The sequence below is a fragment of the Pseudobacter sp. genome, assembly GCF_051955275.1.
Lineage (GTDB): Bacteria > Bacteroidota > Bacteroidia > Chitinophagales > Chitinophagaceae > Pseudobacter.
The window spans coordinates 1-24,894 of sequence record NZ_JBQCGW010000031.1 but is presented as its reverse complement, the minus strand read 5'-3'; the positions used below and the strand labels follow the sequence as shown (position 1 = coordinate 24,894).

The window sequence follows — 24,894 nt, the reverse complement described above, 5'->3', positions numbered from 1 at the left end:
TAAAAGATGGCTGCCGGAAAAATCCGGCAGCCATTTGCTTTTGAGAAAATCGAATGCTACTCTAACTACTACTTATCGTTTGATACGCGCAGTGCCGCATATTGCTGATCGATATAAGCCTGGTTGTTTTGAATGATGCCCAGCAGTGTTGCTGTTGAACCTGCAGATGTGTACTGATCAGGCGCAGTGTTGATCACATAATCCATCAACTGATCGATGGTGCTGGTAGCTACATGCATGCGTGTGTCCGACGATGCATAATAAATGTACACCGTGCCATCATCGGTAGCGATCCATCCATTACTGAAGAGTACATTGGATACATCTCCCACGCGTTCCTCCCCCTCCGGCGCCATAAAATAGCCGGCGGGTTTGTAGATAAGCTCAGATGGGTCCTGCAGGCTTGTCATGAACAGGTACAGCGTATAACGCAGTCCTGCTGCGGTGTTGCGTACACCATGCGCCAGGTGCAGCCAGCCTTTGCTGGTTTTGATCGGTGCGGGGCCCAGACCATTCTTTGCTTCTGAGATGGTATGATAGATGCGCCTGTCGATCAGTTTCTCCTCGGTGATCACGGCATTCCCGATGGAGGCGCAGAGACCGAAGCCAATGCCTCCGCCATTCCCTGCATCTATGAATCCATCCTGCGGACGGGTGTAAAAAGCATATTTCCCCTGCACAAATTCCGGGTGCAGCACCACATTACGTTGTTGTGGCGAAGGCGTCTTCAGATCTGGCAGCCGCTCCCATTGTACAAGGTCCCTGGTGCGTGCGATTCCGCATTGAGCCACAGCAGCCGACTGATCGGAAGGCTTTGCGGCAGGGTCTCTGCGCTCCGTACAGAACAGACCATAGATCCAGCCATCTTCATGCTGCACCAATCGCATATCGTAAATATTGGTGTCCGGCTCATCGGTAGAAGGCATCAGGACCGGCTTCTCATGAAAACGGAAATTGTCGATCCCGTTCTCACTCTCCGCAACGGCAAAGAATGACTTCCTGTCTGCCCCCTCCACCCTGGCCACCATTACATATTTCCCTTTGAACAGGATGGCACCTGCATTGAATACGGCATTGATGCTGAACCGCTCCATCAATTCAGGATTGCGTGAGGCATCCATATCGTAACGCCAGTACAATGGCGTATGAGCCGCTGTGAGTACCGGATTGCTGTAGCGCTGTACGATACCGTTACTCAGACCTTCCTTCACATTAGGTGTACGGATCAGTTGCTCATGATGCTCTTCCAGGCTTTTCAGTCTTTTCATAAATCTCTTGTGCATTCACTTCTCATTTGGGTACTATTCTGAAATTGGTGATCGCGAAATTGGCATTGGTTGGTTGATCTCCCCTGATCATGATCTCCATGATCGGTGAAGCAGGGAATGCATGATCAGCAAAGGCAGACATGGGAACTGTCATGGTCAGCCACTTGCCTCCGGTGGTGAAAGGATATTGTCCTTTTCCACTGGGATCGAACCAGGTCTCTTTATAACCCGGATCCTGGAATACTATATTGATGGGCGATGGAACCCCGTTGCCACTGGCATACAATTCAAATTTGAGGCTGTAATTGCTCACCTTGGTTTTGTCGGCCACGATCTCTGCCGGAATGGGCACCCTGTTGCTCATGAAGGGATCCCATGCCCAGCCGCCGCCAAAGGCTTTGGTGATCTTGAAATATTTCTTACCGGCAAACGGGGCGGGATCAGGTCCGCTTGAAATGAAAGCTGCTCCGTTCCATCCACCGAATGGATCCATGTTCATCAGTATGCCCCTGCTATCCAGGTAATGAGCGGTAGTGGTAAAACTGGTATTCATCGGTGCAGCCCCTTTCACGGTCAGTGCTCCGGCCTGTGCACCATTAGGGACAGTGAGTTTGAGCGAAGTGGCCGTGGCTTCCGTCAGTTGCGCCGTTGCGCCTCCGGTGAAAGTAACGGTGGTACCTTCTTTGAGGAATCCGTAGAGATCGAAATTGTCGCCCAGGATGGTGAGTGTAGACCCAACGGTTGCGTAATCGAATTCGAAACCGGTATTCTTCAGTTGCGGGATCTCTATGGGAAAATCATAGGTCACAGTACCATGATCGGTGGTAAGCGTGAGCTTGTTGTTCACCGTTCCAGGGATCTTACGCGGCACCTGCACAGACACGAGCGTGTCCGATGAATAGATGTCTTTATACTCTGCCACCAGGTCATTGAACTCTACTTTCTGTGTTCGTGATAAGTTGCGGCCGATGATCACCAGCCACTGGTTGAGCTCGCCATTGGTGACGGGTGTGACGCGGTTGGTGCTGGTGGTCACATGCGTGATAACCGGTGCGCCGGGAGGTGGATCATCGTTCTTGCTGCATCCGGCAAAACCGGTGAGCAGGGACAGCAAAAAATACAGGAATGACTTTTTCATTGTTGTCTGTTTTTGGTGAGGGGTTTACCAGCCCGGATTGTTTTTGCCTTCGAGACCTTTATTACTGTTGATCTCGGTGAGCGGGATCGGCAGGAGTAGATTTCTCGGGTTCCTGGCTTTCACGATATCGAAAACATCCACACTCATTTTGTTCATCACCTGCAGGTAAATGCCCCAGCGCACGAGGTCGAAGCGGCGGTTGTTTTCGAAGAGCAGCTCGCGGCCTCTTTCTTCCAGCACAAACGAGCGGAACTGTTCCTTGCTCATGCCGGCAGGAGCTTCTGTGGCTCTTGCACGTGTTCTCACTTTATTGAGCGATGTGTAGGCAGCTGTTGTTGGTGCAGCGTTCAGCTCATTCACTGCTTCTGCATGCATCAGCAGTACGTCGGAGAAACGCAGGATGGGGAATGGCATATCATTGTCCTGGAAGTTTTTGGCGCTCACGTCTGCATACTTGGTTACATAAGCGCGGTCGTAATCTTTATTCCAGATATAGGTATTGCCATTGCCATCAGTCTGGTATTCCGTGTCTTCCTGCGGGAAGTAGAAGCTGGTGCCAAACACTTTGTACTGATGGGTAACGCCATAGAGTACACGATGATCCTGTTTCTCGTAATTGCTGTAGGTCTGTTTAGTGGCCCATACCCAGCCCTGGTTGGAACCATCGGGTCGTGCGGCGCAGAAATACCCCCAGAGGTCATCCAGTGAAAGGCCGCCTGCGCGGGCGTTTGCCATCAGCATGTTCTCAATCTTGTTACGGCTGCCGATCTTCCATACGTCCATCCACAGCGGGTAGAGATCGTACTTCTGGCTGGAGATCACTTCCTCGGCTTTGATGCGGGCGGAATCGAAATAGAGTTTGCTGTCTATTCCTTCCAGTCCGGCCACTACCGTTTTGGCGAATGTGTAAGCACCCCATTCAGTGGGTTTTCCGGTGTTCACCGTAACGTTGCCTCCCGCAAGTGATCCTGAACCGATGGTGAGGTATACTTTGGCAAGATAGGCTTTAGCGGTTTCTCTGGTCACGCGGCCAGCCTCTCCTGTATTGGGATCTCCGTTTGAATACAATAATCCATCCGCCATTTTAAGATCGGCGATGATCTGTTTGTAAGTGTCCATCACAGAGGCGCGTGGCGTGAAGAGTGGCGCTCCTGATGAAACGGTAGCCAGTTTAAGCGGCACACCGCCATATAATCTCACCAGATCGAAGTAGGCAAAGGCGCGGAAGAAATAAGCCTCACCCAGGGTGCGGTTCTTTACTGCTTCACTGATATTCATGGTGGCTACATTTTCAAGCACGGCATTGGCGCGCGCCACCATTACGTAGTGATCGTTCCAGATATTGGGCGTACCCCAGTAGTCCTGCGGGTTGCCAGCTCCCATGCTGCCCATGAACCAGGTGGGGCCTGATGAATGGTCGGCATCCATGTCCACCGTCCAGAGGTTCTGTTTGTAGAAACCAAAGGAAAGCAGCATATTGTACACACCGTTGCTGGCTGCAATGGCGTCCGCTTCGGTTTTGTAGAAATTATTGGGAGAAACGAAATCGTACACTTTTTCTTCCAGTGCTTTAGTGCAGGATGATGTGATCAAGATGCCTGCCATCAGGAAAGCCTGTATTGCGGTTAATTTTTTCATACCGGGTTTTTTTGAAATGAACAGGAATCAGAATGTAGCCTGAAGGCCGAAATTGAAGGTCTTTGAATTGGGATAAGCGCTGAGGTCAACACCACGCAGGGCCGGGTTTTCACCGAACCCGTTGATATCCGGGTCAAAGCCTTTGTAATTGGTGATGGTAAGCAGGTTGGTACCGCTCAGGTATACCCGGAGTCTTTCAAGTACCTTGCTGTTTTTGAATGGAACGGTGTAGCCCAGCACCACGTTGCGGAGGCGGATGAAAGTGCCGTCTTCCAGGTAACGTTTGGTGATGTACATGGTCCGGCTCTCTGTTCTCCATGCTTTGGGAGAAGTGGCATGCTCCCAGTTCTCAGGCGTCCAGCGGTTGTTCCAGGCTTCCTGCGTTACGTTGTTGTAGCTGCCCACATCGTTGAAGAGGCGGTAGTTCATGTTGATGATATCGCCACCATGACGGCCATTCACAAATATGTTCAGATCAAAATTCCTGTAGGTGAAATTGGTGGTTACACCGTAGGTGAATTTGGGATTCACATCGCCGATGATGGCGCGGTCCTTATCATCCAGAATGCCGTCCCTGTTCAGGTCTGCATAGCGGATCTCTCCTACTGTCTTTTTGATGAAAGGCTCTGTCTGTCCGGCTTTCACAGGATCTGCGCGCACTTCGGCTTCGTTGTTGTAGATGCCATCTTCCACCCAGCTGTAAATGGCGCCGATGGGCAGGCCTACGCGTTGAATAAAAGGAGCGTTCTGTGCGCGGTAATCCAGTGCTGCTGCAAACTGTTCTTTCACGTCATCACCCAGACTGAGGATCTTGTTGCGGTTGAAAGAGATATTTCCACCGATGCTCCAGGTGAAGCGGTTGTTGGAAACAGGAATGGTATTGATGGAGAACTCAAAACCTTTGTTCTGCACACTTCCGGAATTCACCAGTTTCTGTGTGAAGCCGTTGCTGCCGGGAATGGTGATGAACTGCAGCAGGTCATTGGTTTCTTTATGGTAGTAGTCTGCAGTGAAAGTGATGCGGTTGTTGAGGAAGGCGGCATCGAAACCGGCATTGTATTGATCAGTAGTTTCCCATTTCAGATTGTCGTTACCCGGGCCGGCATAAATATCTTCCGCAAAACCGGAAGAGAGTGAGCCGTTGAAGCTATAGTTGTATGGCCTGAGTTTGGCGAGCGACTGGTATGAGTTGATGGCCTGGTTACCGGTTTTACCGTAACCTACGCGGAACTTGAATTCATTGATGAAACCGAACTGCCTCATGAATGGCTCCTGGCTGAGGTTGTAGCCGATTGCTACTGACGGGAAGTACGCCCATTTATTATTCTTTGCAAACTTGCTGCTGCCGTCTGCACGGAACGAAAAGGTTGCCAGGTAACGGTTCTTGTAATTATAGTTCATTCTGCCGAGGGCGGAGGCCAGAGCGCTCTCCCCTCTTCCTGATACAGGTGGATCAGGGTTTTGGGCAGCGCCCATATTGTTGTTCTCCAGCAGGTCGTTGATGAAATTGGTGGCGCGATTGTTGACGAATTTGTAATTGCTTTTTTCGTACACAAAACCACCGGTGGCGCTGATGCTGTGATCAGAAATACTGGTGATATAGGAAAGGATACTTTCCAGGATCAGGGAGTTCCATTCGTTGCTGGCAACAAAGGCAATACCGTTCTTGTCCCTGCCTTCGTGCACGGTGCGTGGTATGTAGGAGTCACGGCGCGCATTGTAGAGATTATAGCCCACATTCTGGCGGAATTTCAGTCCTTTGATGATGCTCGCTTCCAGGTAGTTGGAACTGTTAAAGCTCTGGCTTTTTACTTCATCTTTCAGCGTGGTGGCGTACACGTAAGGATTGGTGATGAGGGTGGATTGTGAGAAGTCTGAGTTCAGGGTGTCATACAAGCCTTGTGTGGGATTGTAGGTGAGCGCGCTTCTGGTAACGCCCTCTGCGTGGGCATTATCGGTGCTGTTGGTTTTCACCATATTGTTGATCTCCTGTCCGTATGTGAGATAGGTGCCAACAGTGAGCCAGTTCTTGAGGTTGCGGTTCAGGTTGGCGCGGATGCTGTAGCGTTGGTATTTGGAGCCCACGATCACGCCTTCCTGGTTCAGGTAGTTGAAGCTGAGCAGGTGGTTGCCTGCGTCTCCACCACCGGAGATGCTGAGGGTGTGGTTCTGTGTGATGGCGTTGCGGAAGAGGATATCCTGCCAGTCGTTATTCTGGCCGATGTATTCTTCCGGTGTTTTTGATTTGTAATACTTCCCGGAACGGACGTCCAGTTTCATAGTGCCGTCGTAAGGGATATCCAGGGAGGTGCCATCGTAGAAATTGGCGTTGCGGGTGGCTTCGTTCTGCATGAGCGCGTATTCGTAGGCATCCAGCACATCTATCTTTTTGATCACATTGCTCAGTCCCATATTGCTGATCAGTTCCACTTTATCGGCTCCTCTTTTTCCTTTTTTGGTGGTGATGAGGATAACGCCGTTAGCCCCTCGTGATCCATAGATAGCGGTAGCTGAGGCGTCTTTCAGCACTTCGATGGATTCGATATCAGCGGGGTTGATAAAACCGAGTGAATTCACGGTCTGTTTGCTGTTGCTTCCGTCTGAAGCAGGCGTATTACCGCTGTTGCTGGTCCCGTAAGGGATTCCATCTATCACATAGAGTGGCGAGGTTCCGCTGAGGAAGGAGTTGGTACCGCGGATCTGGATGGCGAGGCCTGCGCCGGGAGCGCCATCGTTGCTGCTCACAACCACACCGGCGGCGCGGCCCTGGAGGGCGGACACCATATCGGTGGGTGCGGCTTTGGCTATGTCCGATCCTTTGATACTGGTAACGGCACCGGTAACATCGCGGCGGCGCATCGTTCCATAGCCTACCACGATCACGTCCGACATGCTCTGTCCGCCTTTCAGTGAAATGGTATAGCTGTTGGCGGCGCCGATGCGGACGGTCTGGGACTCCATACCCACGTAGGAGATCTCAATTCTTTTTGATTTTTCGGTGATCCTTAAAGAGAAGGAACCGGCAGGGTCTGTAGTAGTGATGATCCCGGGTTCTTCCGCCACTTTGATAGTGGCGCCTGTGAGGGGGCTCCCCTTTTCATCCGTCACCTTTCCGGTAATGGTTCGCACCTGGGCATAGGTAGGCAAGAGCATGCCCAGGCATAGCAGGGTCATGAGCACCCTGAGGTTAAAATGCTTTCTCATACAGCAAGATTGTTTGCAACAAATTTATCCGGATGATTAATCCAGAAGTAGTACTATTTTATCTTTTGTTCATACTTTTTGAAGCAGTGACTTTTTAAAAGAGGCCATAAACAGGCTGAAAAGCTGTCCGGTATTAGCTTTCAATGCTATTTTGCAATCGATTTAAATAATGGTATTATATTTACTATTCTTTGTATAAATTTACCCTCAAATCATTACTGATCCAGTATGCAGACTGCCACCAACCGCAAAACCATCCTGCGCGAGATCACTCCGCTCACGCAGCACGACTGCTTCACATTGTTCTCCCGCGTGAAATCCGGCTTTGATTTTCCGCTTCATTGTCACGAAGAATTTGAGCTCAATTTCATCCGTAATGCAAAGAATGCGCAGCGTGTGATCGGTGATCATATGGAAGAGATCGATGAGATAGAACTGGTGCTGGCAGGTCCTAACCTTCAGCATGCCTGGTTTACGCATAAATGTACCAGTAAGGCCATTGAAGAAGTAACGATCCAGTTTCACCGCGATCTTTTTGATGAGAAATTATTACGCCGCAATCAGCTCAGTTTTATCAGAACGATGTTTGAGAAATCAGTTCGCGGGATCCTGTTCAGTAAAGAAACTGCCCAACAACTCGCGCCCCGCATCATGGAGCTGAATCAACAGCATGGTTTTGATTCCGTCCTGGAGCTGATGAGCATTCTGCATGATCTCAGTATCAGCCGTAACCAGCGTTTTTTATCGGATGCCACCTTCAACAGCACTGAAAAATATACGTACAACAGCCGCCGCATCGAGAGCACTTTTGAATTCATGAACCAGCATTTTCAGAATGTGATCACACTGGCGGATGTAGCCAAAAAAGCGAATATGTCTGAAGTGAGTTTCAGCCGGTTCTTCAAACAGCGTACGGGTAATACGTTCATCGATTCGCTGACTGAGATCAGGTTGGGACATGCATCCAGGATGCTGATAGATACTTCTCACAGTGTGTCTGAAATAGCGTACCGTTGCGGGTTTAACAATATGAGCAATTTCAATCGCATTTTCCGGAAGAAAAAAGGATGCACGCCCAAGGAGTTCCGGGAAAGTTTTTCGGGCAGAAGGATTTTTATCTGAAATTTGCGTTTATCGGAGACCACTCGCTCGCCTCTGGCGAGTGAGGAATATTTGTTCGCCTCTGGCGAACACTGAACTCGCCAGAGGCGGGCTACTGGGCGCTGCGAAAAAAATCATCATAACGTAATACTATGAAACGCATCTTTCTTCCTGTTGCATTTTTACTGGCAGTGGCCTGTCAGGATGAGCCTACAAAAAAAGAATCAACAACAAAGCCTGACAGTGCTGTGGTAACCACCCCCGCTCCCGCTGCTGCAAAGCCTGATGTAGCAGAGCCGGTGATCAGTGAGCGCATCGATGGCCCTGCCAATATCCGTGCAGCGGCCAATGGTAAGACCATTTACAGTCTCGATCATAATATCCCTGTAACAGCGCGTGAGCCTGAGAAAGGCTGGATGGAGATCGGTGTGTGGGTTGACCTGGATAACCCGGATCAGAAAATGATCAAAAAGGATGCAGTGCTTAAACGTGATGGAAAGCCAATCGGCAAAGCGTTGGAGGATATTCATCTTTATGAGACCATCACGGTAAATGAAAAGAAACGTGGCGTCATCAATGGCTTTACGGCCGTCAATAATATCCAGGCAGGTACCATTCTGGAAAATGCTTTTGCGGAATACCTGGCTGACAAATCAACCGTTAAACTGGATGAAATAAAGCCTTTGCTGGATACTTACAGATTCGAGGATTTCAATGGCCTTGAAAAAGGAAATACTGGTTTTGTATTTTATGAAAGCAACGTGCTGGACCCCACTGCTCAGCCCCGCTTCTGGCCGGTGTTCAACAATAATAAGGAACTTGTGTTGATCTTTCATGGCAGAAAGATGGAAGTGCCTGGCGCCTCTACAGAAGCCTTTGAAGGGGGCTATGTTACAGTGTTCAGCAAGGATGTTGAAAAAGTGAAGAAGCTGAAACAGAAGTTCAAAATTTTCATGCAGTCTGCCGGATAGAGATTGTATCACTGAATAGAAAAAGCCGGGGTGAGCTATGCTTTCCCCGGCTTTTTTGTAAGTGCAGCAGTAGATTAAAGCGTCAGCTTTCCATCAAACTTGATATAAGCTTTACAATGCAGTGTTGTTTTAAGCTGGGTGCGCACATATCCTGAGAACACATAAGTGAAAGTGGTGGCTTTGAAATAATCTTTCAGTTCCACGTCTTTCACAGGGATAATCAGAGAGGCCGCATAAGTTTCAGGGTTATTGCCCAGTTCTGCAACTGTTACCAGCTCAGAAATGTTGTTGGAGCTCAGTTGAGCTTTGGCTGATTGCAATGCACCGAAATGGTCGCCATTCTCATCTGTGTTGCTGGCTTCTACCCTGATGCCGGTGATCCTGGCAGTCTGGATATTGTTTGCGCTGAAATTAGAGGCGTTTGCCTTGATCAGGCTGTCCATGTCCAGGCGGATATTGAAGTCAGCGAGTTGCTTGTCGCCAGTGTTTGTGGGGGGAATATCGAATTCCACTTCAATGGTCTGCTCGGGCAGGTTGAATTTAAGGATGTCTTTCACGGAGTCGCAGGAGCTGGTCAACATTCCGAGGGTAAGCAGTGCGATCAGGGATACGGTTGATAGTTTTGTGATCTTCATGAGAATGATTTACTAAATAAAGGGTAATGAATTGTCCGGCAAAGATCAGAAATTCCCTTGCGCAGACGCCTATAAATGTATGTAAAGCGAATTTTATTGTATGTGAAGGCGTTTTTTTTACGGATATGTAATTTTGTAACAGGCTGCATCTGAATGTGTAAACCTTACCATATCCTTTGCATGACAGGGTATGGAATACTGGTTATACTTTCTCTTTTTGCAATTTGTCTAACAGCAGACTGAGCTCCACGAGGGAAGCATCAAAGTTTCCGTCAAAGCCGGTAAGCGCATAACGCACCACGCCTTTTTTGTCAATGATGAATTTGGCGGGAATTCCCTTCACCTTGTACTGCTGTATTACTTCATATTTTCCTGCTTCACCGGCAATTGGTTTGTCGAGCAATACATCGAAACGATAGCCTTTGCTGTTAATGAATTTTGAGACCAGTGTTTTTCTTTTCGCATCATCGGGCTCTGTTTCCCAGCTGTTGATAAAAAGGAAGTTGACGGCCTGGTTTTTATATTTGTCTACTGCAGCCTGCATTACCGGAAAAGAGCCTACGCAGGGACCGCACCAGGTGGCCCAGAAATCGAGCACTACCACCCTCCCTTTCAGGTTTTCCAGGTTGATCTGTTTTCCGGCCAGGTCCTGCAGCGTGAAGCCCGGTGCCGGGTAGTTCACTTCAAACTCTTTGATATGACTGGTCTTTTGGGATACCAGTGTATCGGAAAGGGATTTGAGATAAGCATCGAATGCTTTTTCTTTTTTGCCCGTTGCGAGCCAGGTGTTCTTCAATCCTGTTTTCACCTGTTCATTTCCTCTGCCTTCGCGGACCATACCTGTATACAATCCGAATGCTTCCGTATGCCTGCCATTCTTTTCGAGCAGCAGACCCAGCAGTGCCTTCTCGTTGTTTGTCTTTACAGACTTGCTGTCTGCGGCATTCTGCATCCATTGCAGTGCTTCCGCATACCTGTTCTCTTTCGATAATACCAATGCATAATCTTTGCTGGCAGTGTAATAACCTGCGCTGTCCTTCAGGCCGGGGCCATTGCCTTTCAATGATGAAAGTTCCTCAACCAGTAATTTCTCCGCATCGGCGGTGCTGCCAATTTCCACCAGCTTCTTTACTACGCTTGTAACGGCCTGGTGCCTGAGCACACCGGGTTTGATTGCTGTGAGCAGTTGGAGGGCGGCAGGTTTGTTCTCCTTCATCAGTTGGTTGACCATCAGGAAGCGGCTAAGATCGTAGGCGTAGCCAATGTTCCTGTTCCCGTTTTCAGGATATTTCAGGAAAATTGAATCGTAGATGGTCTTTGCTTCCTGCAGGGTTTCCGCGCTGCCTATCATTTTGCTCAGCTTAAGGATATCACTGCTCCTGCGTTGCAATTCTTCCGTGGAAGGCAACAGCTTGTCCAGCGTTTCGCTGAGCTTTTCGCCACGCAGGTCACGCGCCACGATCACGCCATTGGGATCGATGAGGAAATTGGAAGGGATGGAAGATACCAGGTACAGTTTCGCGGCTTCGTTCTTCCAGAATTTCAGGTCCGACACATGTGTCCAGCGGAGCTTATCGTCCGCTATCGCTTTCAGCCAGGCTTCTTTCCCGTTCTCTTTATCCAGCGATACGCCCAGAATGGTGAAGTTGCGGGAGGAGAATTTTTTGAAGGCCTTCACCACATGCGGGTTCTCTGCGCGGCATGGCCCGCACCAGCTGGCCCAGAAATCAACGAGCACATATTGCCCGCGGAAGTCTGCCAGGTCCACCATTTTACCGGAAGTGTCCTGCATGGAGAACAGCGGAGCTTTGCCGCCGATGTTCACCACCTTCAACTTTTCCACTTCCTGCAGGTATTCCTTTACTTCGTTGTTTTGCATCACTTGCGGTCCAAGCACGGAAAGTCCCTGCTGAATGCGCTGGATATTGGAGGTCCTGCCCAACTGCTTGCGCACGATATCATAGCTGATCATGCTGTTGGGAAATTGCTGCACGAATTCTTTTTCGAGCGCCTGTTTTTCTTTGGAAATTTCCATCGAGTTGCTGAAATACCTTTTGCGGTATGCGGAATCCGATTTCAGTTTTTCAACATTGGCGCTGAGTTCATTGCCCAGGTCGTTCTCTTTCTTCAGTACTTTGGAAAAGAGCTTGTCATATTTCTTATAATAGGGATCGTCCTTGCGTTTGGACTGTGCCTGAATACCGGACAGGAGCGCGCCGATGAGGAACGCACTCAGGAAAAGCTGTTTCATTATTTTCTGTTTTTGAATTCCAGATTGCGGATCCGGCCGAAACCTGTATAAACGTTGTTGTAGGTATTGCTCACAAAATCTCCGGTATTGCTGATGGGGAAAGTATAGATCTTTCCTTCTCCACCCTCATAGGTGGCCACGGCCAGTGTTTTGTTATCGTCAGGATAGATGATGAGCAGGTTGTTTTGTGCCTGTTTCAGTTTCATGGTGGTTATATCCGTTCCTGACGGGAATGCATATACGAGACGGGCCGTTCTTGCCGGCACATCCAGGAGGTACACATTGCTGCCAGCCACATAGTAGATATGATTGTACAGGCCTGAGCTCTGGAAGAAGCGGCCGGTGGCGATGCCTGGCGCGTTCAGCACCTCCAGGGCTTCCGCGGCAGGCACTGCAGCACCGCCATTGACTCGGTACACGAAGAACCTGTCTTCATCGTTGTTCCTCATCAGGCAGTTGTAGTAATTGCCGGTGCTGGGGCCTGCATACACCAGTTGCTTGCCCACATTGTTCATGTCCCAGGCGGACCCTGCAGGATTGGAAAAACTGTTGATGACGCCCGTCTTGTGCACCAGGAATCGCTGGTTGAGATCATCATACAGGTAAGCGTCATCGGAGGACAGCAAAGGCATGCCGTATTTTGAAATACGCCAGTTGCCCTTCTGCGGGGCACCGAGCCTGGCTGTTCCGTCATTGGCAAAGGAATAGATATGGGTATAACCATCGTTCACGAGAAAAGCGGCTACTCCGAGCTTTGTATAGAAATAAGCTTCCGGCCTGATCACGGCAGGTGGTGCAAGGAACCAGCTGGAGGCTTCCCCGAACTTTTTGAAACCTGCATAGTCCACTTCCACCCCGCCATGCTCCGCCAGGATGAAAACGTTCTGGGTGTTCTTATAGGTATTGAGCACTCTGATGGAGTAGGCATCTGCGGGTAATGCTTCGCCATTGGCGCCGGTGTACAGATCATGATAGATACCGCCTGCTGTGGCGATCACAGCCACATCGGGCCTGCCGGACGGCCTGTCTTCCAGCACCAGCCAGCCTTCGCTGAGGATACTGTTCACCTGCACGATGAACTCTTTGAATGCAGAAACGCCTGTTTCCGTATCGGTAACCGTAAACAGCAGCATATAGTTGCCAGGATTGGACTTGATGGCTGCTTTCAGGTCCCTGTTGTTACCCAGTTCAAATACGTCGCCGCCATTTGGCCAGAGAAAAAGATGCCAGCGATAGGTCAGTTTGCTTTCGGCAACGGGAATGGTCTGTTCCACTTTGCCGGCGATCACCAGTGTGTCGAGCTGAAAGATCCTGATGGTATCAGGTTGTGAGCCGGACAGCGTGAGCTGATTGATGGGCGAAAGATCATAGTTGCCCTTGTCTTTGTAGCAGCCTGCCACCACAGCAGTGATGAGGCATATGATGAGGATCGATTGTTTCATGGTGTGCGTAGTTTAATGATCAGGGGAATACAACTGGTTCTCCGTTCTCGTCGAGCATGGTAGCGCCATTGGCTGCTTCCCATTCCATTACGGCATTCTTTCCGGACTGTGCAATGAAGCGCAGATCGCTGGTGCCAAGCCCGTTGAACTGCGTGTAGCCTGTTTCGCGGATAAGCAGGCTGAACTTCACGTTGCTGTATTTGCCAAAATAGTTGTCTCTCCAGGAAACAGGTTTGGTCAGAAAATCATTGATCCTGATGAGGTAACTGATCTGGTTGCTGACGCCCGGCATCAGATCACCGGAGTTGCCGATGCGTATCCAGAGCGTATATTGTTTTGTTTTCAGTTCAGCCGTTCTCATTACCCTCACCGGCAGTACACCGGTGAAGCTGTTGGCAGGAATGAAGGCTGGCAGCAGTTCATAGTTGGCTGTTTGAGCGTCAGAGCTGTCCGCTATCACAGCATAGTTCACTTTCCTGTCAACCGGTTTGACCTCTCCCATGATCCTGATAGGGATCCGGATGGTGTCATATTGGAGCTGGTCCGGTTTAACGGCAAACGAATAAATGGTGCTGTCGTTATTGGTAGTGCGGGTATCCTTGTAGATATACACTTTGTCGCCCGCCTGGAAAGACATCAGGTCTTTCTTTGTACAGGCCGCCAGCATCCAGCAGAGCAGGCCAATACAGGTATATTGAAAGTATTTCATGGTACTAAGCGTTAGTTGTTGAATTCGGTTTCGTCATTCGGTTTTGGCAGCACATAGATGGCTTGGCCAACAGGAAGCCCATATCCTTCGATGCTGGCCTTGTTCAGTCTTTTGTAGTAAAAGAAAAGCTGTCCTTCCTGGTAAAATTCCTTTTTATATTCTTTGAACAGTTCAGTGCTGAGGTCGGTAGCGCTGAGTGTGAGCGGTAAAGCGGACTGTCCGCGATGTGCCCGCACTTCATTGAGGAGCCTGATGCTTTCTTCCGTACCGGCGGCTGTTTCCGCAGCTATGTAATACATTTCGGAAAGCCGGAGCAGGGGCACCCTTCTTTCTCCCACACCAACGCTTTGCAGGTCGTCTATCAGGTATTTTGCCGGGTATTTGGTAGCCGAGCTGCCGTCTGTTTTCCAGAGGAAGGCATAACGGTAATCGGTGGTACCTCCATTGGCGATCTCAAAACGGTTGTTGATGAAGGTGGTGGTATTGGTGAGCACGGTGGTGGTTGCGGAAGCTGCCCGGAACACCTCTGTATTGTAATCTCTCAGGTTGCTTACATACACGCTGAACAGGTGCTCTGTCGGAAAAGTGCGGGAAGGGTTGAGCGTGCCGCTCACATTTGCCAGGGTTACCCAGGGGAATTTCGCAGAGCCGATCACCTCCTGTGCATACGCATAAGCATTGACGTTATCACCGCGCCATAGGCTGATCCTGGCCTTCAGGCCCGTGGCAGCCCAGTAGTTGAAATGATTGCGAGTAAAGGACAGGAAGGGATCTTCCACCCCGTACACAGGGTCTTTATAGACAGACAGCAGTTCTGTGGCCTCATTCAGGTCCTTCATGCACAGGTCCATTACTTCCCCTGCTGTTCTGGCGGGTTCAGTCTGCATCACAAAGCGGGTCATGTACGGAATGGCGGAAGCGCCGGGGCCTGCGGACGTAATGGGGCCGAAGACCCTCAGCAGATCGAAGTGCAGCAGTGCACGCAGGCCGAGGGCCTCTCCCTTCACGATCCTGTAATTGTTGCCGGTGAATACATCTTTTTTTGCATCGATGGCTTCCAGCAGGTTGTTGATATTGGCGATGGCCCTGTAGCCTGCGATCCAGAAGCTGTCCGTTTTTAAACGGGTAGCCACATCATTGTAATCATAGAGGCTGGCCTTGTTGTACACATGCAGGTTGGAAGTAACGTTGTAGTTCTGCGCCAGTACGTCCATGAAGGCCATGGTGAATTCCTTGCCATAGTACGCGCGCTGCCCCATCTGTGTGTACACTCCTGTGAGCGCATCCTTGAAGCCCTGTTCGTTCTCGAAGAGGGTATTCTGGGTTACGTTTGACTTTGGATTTACATCCAGCCATTTTTTGCAACCACTGCCAGTTAATACCACCAGCAGCAGCCATCCGAAGTATCGTGTGCGTATATTCATGACAGTTAGTTTAGAAGCTTGTATTGAGATTGAAAGTGAAATTGCGTGCAAAGGGATAGGAAAGTCCTCTCTCCACCTGGATGGAACTGATCCTGGCCAGGTTGTTCACCTGGAACCCGACACGGGTATTGTGCAGGCCCCAGCGGCCCGTGATCTTGTCTGACAGGATGTAACTGAGTGAAATGCTCTCCATATCCAGGTAATTATTGGTTTGCACAAACCTGGAAGTGGCGTTGGTGGTGGAAGTGACCCTCATGCCATTGAGGTCTGCAAGTCCTTTGAAATACGTAACGTCACCCGGGTTCTTCCAACGGCCAAGTAGTACGCGCTCATCCACATTGTAGCGGATATCAGCGTTCTCGATCCTGTCAGCCAGGGTCTGGTTGTACAGTTTTCCGCCCAGCTGGTAACTGCAGTACACGCTCAGCTGAAGTCCCTTGTAGCTGAACTGTGTGCCCAGGTTTCCGCTGATGGTTGGCAGTGCATCCCCTACTATCACTTTGTCTGCGGCATTCCAGTTGTAGGTAAGCTCCCCGTTACGCGTGATATACACTTCCTGCCCGTTGCCTGGATCGATACCGGCTGAACGCACGGCCCAGAGCGCATTCACGCTTTGTCCTTCTTCATAACGTGGCTGAGGCCTGGTTTGAAGGTTTGACGTGGTGGCATCGTTCTTCTCATTCATTTTCCGGAGTGAATTGGAGATCTCCCTGATCCTGTTCTTATTGTGAATGGCGTTCACCATGATGTTCCAGAAGATGCTCTGCTTGTCTTTCTTGATGAGGAAGGCTGTGATAGCGCCTTCCACACCGGTATTGAGCAGTTTGCCGATGTTCTCCTTGTAAGCGCTCACGCCCAGTGATGGCGGCGTATTGATGTCGAGCAGCAGGTCGTTGGTGATCTCGCGGTAGGCATCCAGGCGCAGTACAATGCGCTCGTTCCAAAGCGTGATATCCGCGCCGATATTCTGCTTGAGGGTTTGCTGCCATTTGAGCGAGGTATTACCATAAGTGATCAGGTTGGCGCCGAACATACCCAGGTATTCCTGGGTGGTATTGTAGGCATAAGTGCTTTTGGCCATATATGGCGGGAATTGCTGGCTGCCCGTGGTACCGATGCCTGCGCGCAGTTTCAGCCTGTTCACCAGTCTGCTTTTTACCAGCTGATGCATAAAGGCTTCTTCGTGTATGTTCCAGCCTGCGCCTGTAGCCCAGAAGGCCGCCATGCGGTTCTCGGAACCGAACTGTGAAGAGCCGTCCATATTGAGTGAAACGTCCAGTAAATAGCGGCGGTCATAGGTATAGTTTAAACTGGTGAAGAGGCTCATGCGGCGCGACACGTTGTTCTGTCCCGTGGGCCTGCTGTTGGCGAGGTATTCCTTTCCGAAATAGATCTCATCCAGCCTGTTGTTGGGAAAACCGCGCACCGTTACGGCAGTGGCACGGCTGTTCTGCTGTGCGGCCGATGCGCCGAAGGTGGCAAACAGCAGGCTCTTGCCCAGATACTTGTTGTAATCCAGCAGCAGGCTCGCATCGTAATTGAAGAAGCTGCTGTTATTGCGCGTATAACTTCCGCGCTGGAGGTATTCCGTTGAATTGAAATCGGTGATGGTGGCAAAGCTGCTGTGGTCTGCAGGAAGGAAAATATCACCCTGGTCTTCCTGCGAGGTGAGGCCCAGTTTTCCGGTAAGCCTGAACCCCTTTCCGAACCTGTATTCGAGGAAAGTATTGTTGTTGAAGCCCATGTAGCGGGAACGGTTGAGGGTGCCGAGTGTGGCATCGTACATGGGATTGGCCACAATGGTGGAACCTGCATAACCAGGAGTACGTAACACTTCCAGCACTTTCTGCACATTGCCTTCCACGTCGTAAGGCGACCAGTAAGGATTAAGCCTGGTATAAGTGGCAAAGTCGCCCCAGGGGCTGTTACTGGCGCGGTTGCCCGTGATCGTTAGCTGGTTGCGTACCAGGATATTTTTGTTGCGGTAGCTGAGGTTCATACCACCTTCGTAGGTATCGCGGTTGGATCCTTTCATTACACCTTTGTTGCGGGTATATCCGAAATTGACGCCATAACGGATATGCTGGTCGCCACCTTCCACATACAGTGAATGTTTTTGTCCGAGCCCCGTCTGCAGTGGCTGTGAGAGCCAGTAGGTGTTGGTACCTCTTTCAACGGCAGCCCTTCTTTGTGCGTAGAGTTCATCGTAATAATATTGAAAATCAGGGCGGGCACCTCCATTGTACATGCCTGAAAGTTGCTCTACTTCCAGCTTTCCGCGTGCATCCAGGAGTTTATAACTGGTGAGGTCCGGACCGGTGATCTGGATATTGTTGCTATAGCTTACCATCAGTTTACCTGACTGTGGCTGTTTGGTTTCCACCACTATCACGCCATTGGCAGCACGTGAACCGTAAGCGGATGTGGCTACTGCGTCCTTGAGGATGGTCATGCGGGCAATGCGGTTGATGTCCAGGTCATAGATCTTCTGCAGGCTCACTTCAAACCCGTCGAGGATGAAGAGCGGCATACTGGGATTGCTTTGCCAGGCGGCCATGAAATCCGCACCGGAGGCGGGCAGGCCGGGGTCTCCCTGCAAAGGGAAATTGTTGGTGCCGCGAAGGCTTAGTTGCGGAAGTCGGTTGGGGTCGGAGCCGAACTGCAGGTTGTCAGGAACGCGCATGGCGGGATCAAAAACTTTTAGTGCATCAAAAACGCTCATGGCATTCACGTTCCGGATCTGCTCCCCGGAAACGGAAGTGGCCACTCCTGTGAAGTTTTCAACAGGCCGTTTGAAGAGCCCGGTGGTGACCACCACTTCTTCGATCTTATCTGCTGAAGCGTGAATGCTAATACTTCCGATATCGGCACGACCATTGATCTTCACTTCGCGTTGTTCGAAGCCGATGCTTGAAATGATCAGTGTGGCGTCTGCGGGTATGTCCGGGAGCGTGAACAGCCCCTGGGCGTTTGTGGCAGTGGCTTTCTTGCTGCCTTTCAGTGTGATGGTGGCGCCTTCAACGGGTTTGCCGTTATCGTCTGTCACCTTGCCTTTGACAGTGATATTGTTGCTGATATTGGATGAAGCGGGATTGATGAGCAGCCGGCGGAGACGGATGATCACGGTTTTTTCAGTGATCTCGTATTCAAGCGGCAGCGCGTTGAAACAGCTATTGAGCGCTTCGGTGAGCGGCGTGTTTCTGAAATTTACGTCCAGCCTGGGTTGCATACGGATCAGTTGCAGATCATACACAAAGAAATAACCTGTTTGTTTTTTGAAAACGCTAATCACATCCCGAAGGGAGGCATCGTTCTTTTTCATGGTCACCTGCTGGGAGAATCCGTTGGCGGAAACCTGCAGACACGCACTGAGTAGTAAGATCGCAGTAAACTTCATGATGAGTACTGTTTTGGATTGTAAAAGCCGTGGCCACTTTCCTGCGGCTTTACAATAAGCAGTTAAATACATACTTTTGTACAGTTTTGGGTTAAACAATTACAGTTCCGGCAAACCGGTAACGGCTTGCTGGATTCAATTCCAACAAATTGACGATTGGTAACTCAATGCTTACCGGGAGTGGCTTCAACACTTCCGGTTTTTTATTGCAGCTCCAATAAAGATTAAGGCTTAACGATTACTTTCTCTCCTTCGATGGTGAAGTGCACACTGCCTGGTCCTGCCAGTAAAGCCAGTACTTCCGAGAGTTTTTTCGATCTTGAGATGGTGGCACCCAACATCCGGTTTTCCGTGCCGCCGGTGTATTCCACTTCGTTTATATTGTACCAGCGTTGCAGCTGGCGCATGATGTCCTGTATATTCCCTTCGAATTCAAAACGGCCTTCTTTCCAGGCAGTCACTTCTGATACATCCACTGTTTTTACAAGGATTGGTCTTGTCTTGCTGGTGCTGGCCTGTTCTCCAGGCTTCAGGATGGATGATGCTCCGCCATATTGCATTTTAACGGAACCTTCTGCCAGCGTAGTGCTGATGCCGGATTCGTTCTCATAGGCGTTCACATTGAAGGCGGTGCCCAGTACTTCCACAAAAGTTTCAGTGCCGGCCTTTACCCGGAACGGATGTGTTGCATCTTTCTTTACTTCGAAATACACTTCCCCGCTCATTTCAACGAGGCGTTCTTTTCCACTGAATGCAGCAGGAAAACGCAGGGAAGAGCCGGCATTGAGCCAGGCGCGGGTTCCATCAGGTAAGCCAAGCTGGATCTGGCGTCCCCTGGGTGTGGAAATGGTATTGAAGCCTTTTGCGGCGATGGTGGTATCGTTCACATCATAACTGAGGGTTCCGTTACTTAGCAGCAGCTCCGCTCCCTTCTCGCGGGTGATGGTACCGTTCTTCATCGTGTCCAGTAATAACTTGCGTCCATCTGCCAGCACCAGGATGGCGCCGTCTTTTCCTGGATCGAGGTCGTTCCCATGCACGACAGGGATTTCCTTGCCGGCCAGTTCCTGTTGGCTGATCCTGTGCTGCAGCAGGTACCATGTGCCTGTCACCACCATCGCGACCGCAACGGCAGCTGCTATCCATTTTTTAGCAGTCATTACCCGTACAGGAGCCGGAACTTTTTCCGGTAACGCATCTATTTTCTGCTGCAACAGCTGCAGGCTTCGGGCTTGCATGCCTGTGTTGCCTGCACCATTAACAGCCCTTTCGGATGCCAGGGAGTCGATGGCCTCTTCCAGCAGTTGCTGATTGGCTGGGTCAAGCAGCATCTCCGTAAAGAGTGGCCGCTGTTCCTCCCTCAGTTCATCGGTGAGGTAGGCCGTGAGTAATTGCAGGAATGTAGTTGAATGAGGTTCCATGGCTGAAAAATGGACTGTTTTCAGTTACCACGTAAAATAAGGAGGCAACACCCGTCATATTCAGGAATTTTTTTCCAGATTTTTTTGAAATGCGTGGAAGGGCTCATTTTTTTATCATCATTACCATGAGGAGCGCCATGAGTCCGCGACTGGAAAGGCTTGTGCGCAGATGGTTCAGCACCTGTGTGATGGTATTGGAAACAGTTTTTTTGGAGATGCCCAGGCGTTCTGCAATGGCTTCGTGGGATAAACCTTCGTCGCGGCTCAGTGAGAAGATCAGCAACTGGCGTTCTGTGAGCTCAGCCAATGCTTTTCTGATCCGGGCAGCCGTATCTGCATCAGACAGCGGCAATGGCTGTTGCGGGTATTCGATAAGGTTGGATATGTATTGTGCATGCTTTTTCTGTTGCCGGGCCATGCGCCTGACTGCATCGATGATCTCGTTGCGGACCATCACCATAAAATAAGGAGTGAAATCTTTGATGGAAGGAAGCTGATCTCTTTTTACCCATAACTTGAGAAAAACTTCCTGTACCAGGTCTTCCGCCTGATGTGGGTTTTTGAGAAAAGCGAGCGCCAGTGAATACACTTCATTCCAGTACCGGCCATGCAACTCTGCAAAGGCGTCCTGCTGCCCTTCGGCAATACGCAGCAACAGTGTATGATTGGTATGTAACGGTTCAGAGGGCATGGGTTCCGGCGATAAAAATAGAGAAAGAACAGAATATGAGAATGGCTTTTTTGCAATAACCTGGAGGTTAGTGACTCAAGCCCCGGTGGTTGAACTTTCATTTCCCGGCTTTGTTAGTCTGTATATAAATCACCAATTATGGAAATAGGCATCAGTACTTTTGTTGAAAGAACCCCCGATCCTGCCACAGGGATAACCGTTTCTCCGCATCAGCGATTGAAAGATCTGCTGGAAGAGGCGGTGCTGCTGGAACAGGCCGGTCTGGATGTATTTGCGGTGGGTGAGCATCATCGTCCGGATTTTGTTGCCTCCTCTCCTGTTGTGATCCTGGCAGCCATTGCGGCCCAGACCAAAAAGATAAAACTCAGCAGCGCTGTTACTGTATTGAGCTCGGATGATCCGGTTCGTGTGTTCCAGGATTTTGCCACGCTGGATCTCTTATCAGAAGGACGTGCCGAGATCATGGCGGGCCGTGGTTCTTTCATTGAATCCTTCCCGCTTTTTGGATACGATCTGGAAGATTATGATGAGTTATTCTCCAAGAAGCTCGATCTGCTGCTTCAACTCAATAAATCAGAAAAGGTGAACTGGCAGGGTAAGCACAGGCCTGCAATCAAAAACCTGGGTGTCTATCCCAGGCCTTTCCAGCAGGAGTTGCCCGTTTGGGTAGCAGTAGGCGGTACACCACAGTCTGTGATCCGCGCTGCGAAATACGGACTGCCACTGGCTTTGGCTATTATAGGCGGAAGCCCCGGGCATTTTGTTCCACTGGTGAAGTTGTATAAAGAAGAATATGCAAAAGCCGGACATGATCCTGCAAAGATGCAGATCGGTGTTCACTCTCATGGATATATTGCCGATGGGTCCGATCAGGCGGCACTGGAATTCTATCCACCCTATCAGCATGTAATGACACAACTGGGCCGCGAACGCGGATGGCCTCCCATGAGCCCGCAGCAGTTTCAGGCACTGCGCTCAAAAAAGGGCGCTTTGCTGGTGGGTGATCCGGATGAAGTAACAGACAAGATCCTGCATTACCATGAATTGTTCGGCCTCACCCGTTTCCTGTTGCATGTAAGTGTTGGCACTTTGCCGCATAAACAGGTGATGCATGCAATTGATCTGCTGGGCTCCAAAGTGGCGCCGGCAGTGAATAAGCATTTGATGCAGAAGTAGATCAGTTCAATCCCTGCAAGTATATGTTCAATACCCCGCAGGATTTTTTGCGGGGTATTTTATTTCCGGTTCGAGGGACTGTAGATGGATTTCCACTTCCTGACTTTTCCTGCATTGGTATGATTTTTTACATCATCCTTTCAAACCCATCGCCATGAATGCCAATGTACAGAATGAAAACAGCCTGCTGATTGCCATGCAGAACATGATGCAGGAAATGAACAATGCCAGCCTTCACGGGGAACCTGATATCTACTTTGCAAGACTGATGCAACTGCATCATGCAGGGGCTATCAATATGTGCGATCTTGTATCTCAGGAAGGCCGGGACCTGACCGTTACCGGCATAGCATCCGGGCTCTGCCAGAAGCAGAAAGAAGAGATCGCTGCATTGCAGCTTTTCCTGAATAATCACCGCCCAATGCCGCATTCTGAAAGCGCAGGTTTCAATACGGAGATGAAAAACGTACTGGAAAAGACTATCATCAATGCGGAGCAGGAAGAGCTCACAGGTGATGCCGATCATGATTTTGTGGCGTTGATGATGCATCATCACCAGCAAGGCATCGATATGGCCAACCTGATCATGGAGCATGGTTCCAATCCGGATATCAAGAAACTGGCCGGGATCATCAGGTCTGACCGGGAAATGGAAATAGAAATTCTCCTTAAATGGCTGAATAATCACCGTGGTCAGCATTCTCCTTCGTAATTGTGTACCGGATACGGCCAATTCCTGCTGAATTTCTACCTTCGCGGCAGAAAAGTGATGGAAATATGATGGAAGCTCCGGTCAGCGAGTCCGCCAGGAAGGCCCGAATAGCAATAGCAGTTTTCTTTTTTCTCTCAGGTTTCGGCTTTGCCACCTGGGCGTCGCGTATTCCCAGCCTGCAGGCCAAACTACACCTTAATGAGGCCGAATTAGGCGGCGTGCTCTTTGCGATGCCTGCCGGACTGATGGCCACTCTACCGCTTACAGGTTTTCTCCTACGGCGTTTCAGCAGCCGGTATATCATGCTGGCAGGAGCCCTGATGTTCAATACCATGATGTGCCTGATCGGACTGGTGAATGAAACCTGGCAGTTTGCCGCTGTGCTTTTCTGTTTCGGCTCCAGCCGTAACCTGATGAATATCTCCGCCAATGCACAATCCATAGCCGTTCAGGCATTGTATCCCAAATCTATTATCGCCTCACTGCATGGCATCTGGAGTATCGCCGGATTTTCCGCAGCCGCGTTGGGCGCGTTGCTGGTAAATTTCAATGTACTGCCCGACTGGCATTTTGCAGCAGTAAGTATTTGTTTGTCTGCCCTCGCAATTTACTTTTTCCGGGATACTGTACAGCAACTACCGGCGGCGCATGAACGAAAACAGAGTTTTGCGCTTCCACAGAGATCGATGCTTGGCTTCGGCTTCATCTGTTTTGCTGCCATGGCCTGCGAAGGCACGATGTACGACTGGAGCGCCATCTATTTAAAAAAAGCGGTAGGTACTACCAAAGAAGTGGCTACTGCCGGTTATGCAGTGTATATGGTGGCAATGACGCTCGGCCGTTTCCTTGGAGACAAAGTGGCCAATGCAATCGGCGTGAAAGGATTGCTGCGCAATTGTGGAATTCTCGTTTTTTCAGGCCTGCTGATAGCCGCATTACTTCCTTACACCATTACCACTTATCTTGGTTTTATCATGGTGGGCTTTGGTGTGAGCTGCGTGGTGCCGATGGTGTTTGCCATGGCAGGAAAAGTGAAAGGAATGAGCGGTGGGCCGGCAATTGCGGCCGTATCCACTGTTGGTTATTTCGGTTTCCTGATAGTGCCGCCGGTGGTAGGTTTTGTGGCGGAAGCCTTCAGTCTCCAATGGTCATTTGCATTAATGAGCCTGCTGGGACTGCTGGTCATCTGGATGGTGACCAACCTGAGGGAACAGTAGTGTTTTACGCTGGAACTTATAACCGCAGTGCGGTGATAATCAAAAAAATACGCACTCGTATTAATTATTCCGTATATTTGAAAAAGCAACTCTCTACGGCTTCTGATTCATCATTACATCTAAGATCCTGCACCGCACCTGTAGTACCTGAAGGAAGATCTTGTACCAGGTTACCCCATGATTTGCCTGACAATGATTTGCTCATTAGTAGTGCTGGGCAATGTATTAAAAAGGTTGTAGTCAATGCGGATTCTGCGCACCAGTGGTGTGAGTGATTTTCCCGCATTTCTAACTCACCCGGGCCGCCACCCGGACGGGCACACTGGCAATCGCAGCAACCTGTGCTCCAGCTTGTCGCAAAATGACCAGCTTTCGTCGTGTTCATACCCCTTCACAATCATAATTATCATTCAATTTTATGTTCATAAAAACGAATGATCATGCAAGTGATAGCACGTACAGAAAACACCACTGTTTATTGTAATACCGCCGCTTCCTT

The 24,894-nt window shown here is 50.0% G+C and carries 17 protein-coding genes; 5 read left to right on the top strand and 12 right to left on the bottom strand.

The genetic code is table 11. From position 1 onward, the window contains the following. Positions 1-68: 68 nt before the first annotated feature. From ACTHMC_RS03325 to ACTHMC_RS03310, 4 genes are read right to left on the bottom strand one after another with little or no spacing between them, the layout of a single operon-like run. Positions 69-1,283 (bottom strand): glycoside hydrolase family 130 protein, encoded by a 1,215-nt coding sequence (locus tag ACTHMC_RS03325; protein ID WP_440410804.1) that lies wholly within the window; start codon positions 1,281-1,283, stop codon positions 69-71. A 7-nt stretch (positions 1,284-1,290) separates the two neighbouring features. Then, positions 1,291-2,406 carry a glycan-binding surface protein gene (locus ACTHMC_RS03320; RefSeq protein WP_440410802.1) on the bottom strand — a complete coding sequence of 372 codons (1,116 nt, stop codon included), beginning with the start codon at positions 2,404-2,406 and terminating at the stop codon, positions 1,291-1,293. Between the two features lie 24 nt (positions 2,407-2,430). Beyond that, the gene (locus ACTHMC_RS03315) at positions 2,431-4,044 is read right to left on the bottom strand and encodes a RagB/SusD family nutrient uptake outer membrane protein (protein ID WP_440410799.1); all 1,614 of its coding nucleotides are present in this window, start codon (positions 4,042-4,044) and stop codon (positions 2,431-2,433) included. A 27-nt stretch (positions 4,045-4,071) separates the two neighbouring features. After that, the gene (locus ACTHMC_RS03310; protein WP_440410797.1) at positions 4,072-7,248 is read right to left on the bottom strand and encodes a SusC/RagA family TonB-linked outer membrane protein; all 3,177 of its coding nucleotides are present in this window, start codon (positions 7,246-7,248) and stop codon (positions 4,072-4,074) included. Positions 7,249-7,476: 228 nt separating this feature from the next. On the opposite strand from ACTHMC_RS03310, the gene ACTHMC_RS03305 reads away from it, so the two are divergent. Together ACTHMC_RS03305 and ACTHMC_RS03300 are read left to right on the top strand one after the other, a co-directional pair. After that, positions 7,477-8,370 carry a helix-turn-helix domain-containing protein gene (locus ACTHMC_RS03305; protein ID WP_440410796.1) on the top strand — a complete coding sequence of 298 codons (894 nt, stop codon included), beginning with the start codon at positions 7,477-7,479 and terminating at the stop codon, positions 8,368-8,370. Positions 8,371-8,501: 131 nt separating this feature from the next. Continuing rightward, entirely contained in the window at positions 8,502-9,320 is an 819-nt protein-coding gene (locus tag ACTHMC_RS03300) for a hypothetical protein (protein WP_440410795.1), read from the top strand. A 74-nt stretch (positions 9,321-9,394) separates the two neighbouring features. Here ACTHMC_RS03300 and ACTHMC_RS03295 read toward each other — a convergent pair whose 3' ends face one another. From ACTHMC_RS03295 to ACTHMC_RS03260, 8 genes are all read right to left on the bottom strand, one after another. Continuing rightward, positions 9,395-9,955, bottom strand: a complete 561-nt coding sequence (locus ACTHMC_RS03295; RefSeq protein WP_440410793.1) for a hypothetical protein — start codon at positions 9,953-9,955, stop codon at positions 9,395-9,397. Between the two features lie 202 nt (positions 9,956-10,157). Beyond that, positions 10,158-12,206 carry a redoxin domain-containing protein gene (locus tag ACTHMC_RS03290; RefSeq protein WP_440410791.1) on the bottom strand — a complete coding sequence of 683 codons (2,049 nt, stop codon included), beginning with the start codon at positions 12,204-12,206 and terminating at the stop codon, positions 10,158-10,160. Beyond that, positions 12,206-13,648 (bottom strand): PKD-like family lipoprotein, encoded by a 1,443-nt coding sequence (locus ACTHMC_RS03285; protein WP_440410790.1) that lies wholly within the window; start codon positions 13,646-13,648, stop codon positions 12,206-12,208. The genes ACTHMC_RS03290 and ACTHMC_RS03285 overlap by 1 nt, the downstream gene beginning before the upstream one ends. A gap of 19 nt (positions 13,649-13,667) precedes the next feature. Further along, on the bottom strand, positions 13,668-14,357 hold the full coding sequence (locus ACTHMC_RS03280; RefSeq protein WP_440410789.1) for a DUF4843 domain-containing protein: 690 nt from the start codon (positions 14,355-14,357) through the stop codon (positions 13,668-13,670). An 11-nt stretch (positions 14,358-14,368) separates the two neighbouring features. Next, a complete protein-coding gene (locus ACTHMC_RS03275; RefSeq protein WP_440410787.1) occupies positions 14,369-15,781 on the bottom strand; it encodes a RagB/SusD family nutrient uptake outer membrane protein in 1,413 nt (470 codons plus the stop codon). 10 nt (positions 15,782-15,791) lie between these two features. Then, positions 15,792-19,178: a SusC/RagA family TonB-linked outer membrane protein gene (locus ACTHMC_RS03270; protein WP_440410785.1), complete on the bottom strand. Its 3,387-nt coding sequence runs from the start codon at positions 19,176-19,178 to the stop codon at positions 15,792-15,794. Between the two features lie 224 nt (positions 19,179-19,402). Then, positions 19,403-20,599: a FecR family protein gene (locus ACTHMC_RS03265; protein ID WP_440410783.1), complete on the bottom strand. Its 1,197-nt coding sequence runs from the start codon at positions 20,597-20,599 to the stop codon at positions 19,403-19,405. 103 nt (positions 20,600-20,702) lie between these two features. Next, positions 20,703-21,290: an RNA polymerase sigma factor gene (locus tag ACTHMC_RS03260; protein WP_440410781.1), complete on the bottom strand. Its 588-nt coding sequence runs from the start codon at positions 21,288-21,290 to the stop codon at positions 20,703-20,705. A 138-nt stretch (positions 21,291-21,428) separates the two neighbouring features. Here ACTHMC_RS03260 and ACTHMC_RS03255 point away from each other — a divergent pair, with 138 nt between their 5' ends. The 3 genes from ACTHMC_RS03255 to ACTHMC_RS03245 all read left to right on the top strand — a co-directional run bounded on the left by ACTHMC_RS03255 (position 21,429) and on the right by ACTHMC_RS03245 (position 24,395). Beyond that, complete coding sequence (locus ACTHMC_RS03255; RefSeq protein ID WP_440410779.1) at positions 21,429-22,466, top strand: LLM class flavin-dependent oxidoreductase; 1,038 nt, start codon at positions 21,429-21,431, stop codon at positions 22,464-22,466. A 154-nt stretch (positions 22,467-22,620) separates the two neighbouring features. Beyond that, positions 22,621-23,178, top strand: coding sequence for a DUF305 domain-containing protein (locus ACTHMC_RS03250; RefSeq protein WP_440410777.1), 558 nt, complete (start codon positions 22,621-22,623; stop codon positions 23,176-23,178). Positions 23,179-23,243: 65 nt separating this feature from the next. Next, positions 23,244-24,395 carry an MFS transporter gene (locus ACTHMC_RS03245; protein ID WP_440410775.1) on the top strand — a complete coding sequence of 384 codons (1,152 nt, stop codon included), beginning with the start codon at positions 23,244-23,246 and terminating at the stop codon, positions 24,393-24,395. Positions 24,396-24,894: the final 499 nt, after the last annotated feature.

Coding starts and splice junctions, on each gene's coding strand:
- ACTHMC_RS03315 (WP_440410799.1), bottom strand. CDS start 4,044: ATGAAAAAATTAACCGCAATACAGGCTTTCCTGATGGCAGGCATCTTG.
- ACTHMC_RS03270 (WP_440410785.1), bottom strand. CDS start 19,178: ATGAAGTTTACTGCGATCTTACTACTCAGTGCGTGTCTGCAGGTTTCC.
- ACTHMC_RS03245 (WP_440410775.1), top strand. CDS start 23,244: ATGATGGAAGCTCCGGTCAGCGAGTCCGCCAGGAAGGCCCGAATAGCA.
- ACTHMC_RS03310 (WP_440410797.1), bottom strand. CDS start 7,248: ATGAGAAAGCATTTTAACCTCAGGGTGCTCATGACCCTGCTATGCCTG.
- ACTHMC_RS03260 (WP_440410781.1), bottom strand. CDS start 21,290: ATGCCCTCTGAACCGTTACATACCAATCATACACTGTTGCTGCGTATT.
- ACTHMC_RS03295 (WP_440410793.1), bottom strand. CDS start 9,955: ATGAAGATCACAAAACTATCAACCGTATCCCTGATCGCACTGCTTACC.
- ACTHMC_RS03280 (WP_440410789.1), bottom strand. CDS start 14,357: ATGAAATACTTTCAATATACCTGTATTGGCCTGCTCTGCTGGATGCTG.
- ACTHMC_RS03300 (WP_440410795.1), top strand. CDS start 8,502: ATGAAACGCATCTTTCTTCCTGTTGCATTTTTACTGGCAGTGGCCTGT.
- ACTHMC_RS03290 (WP_440410791.1), bottom strand. CDS start 12,206: ATGAAACAGCTTTTCCTGAGTGCGTTCCTCATCGGCGCGCTCCTGTCC.
- ACTHMC_RS03255 (WP_440410779.1), top strand. CDS start 21,429: ATGGAAATAGGCATCAGTACTTTTGTTGAAAGAACCCCCGATCCTGCC.
- ACTHMC_RS03250 (WP_440410777.1), top strand. CDS start 22,621: ATGAATGCCAATGTACAGAATGAAAACAGCCTGCTGATTGCCATGCAG.
- ACTHMC_RS03285 (WP_440410790.1), bottom strand. CDS start 13,648: ATGAAACAATCGATCCTCATCATATGCCTCATCACTGCTGTGGTGGCA.
- ACTHMC_RS03265 (WP_440410783.1), bottom strand. CDS start 20,599: ATGGAACCTCATTCAACTACATTCCTGCAATTACTCACGGCCTACCTC.
- ACTHMC_RS03325 (WP_440410804.1), bottom strand. CDS start 1,283: ATGCACAAGAGATTTATGAAAAGACTGAAAAGCCTGGAAGAGCATCAT.
- ACTHMC_RS03320 (WP_440410802.1), bottom strand. CDS start 2,406: ATGAAAAAGTCATTCCTGTATTTTTTGCTGTCCCTGCTCACCGGTTTT.
- ACTHMC_RS03305 (WP_440410796.1), top strand. CDS start 7,477: ATGCAGACTGCCACCAACCGCAAAACCATCCTGCGCGAGATCACTCCG.
- ACTHMC_RS03275 (WP_440410787.1), bottom strand. CDS start 15,781: ATGAATATACGCACACGATACTTCGGATGGCTGCTGCTGGTGGTATTA.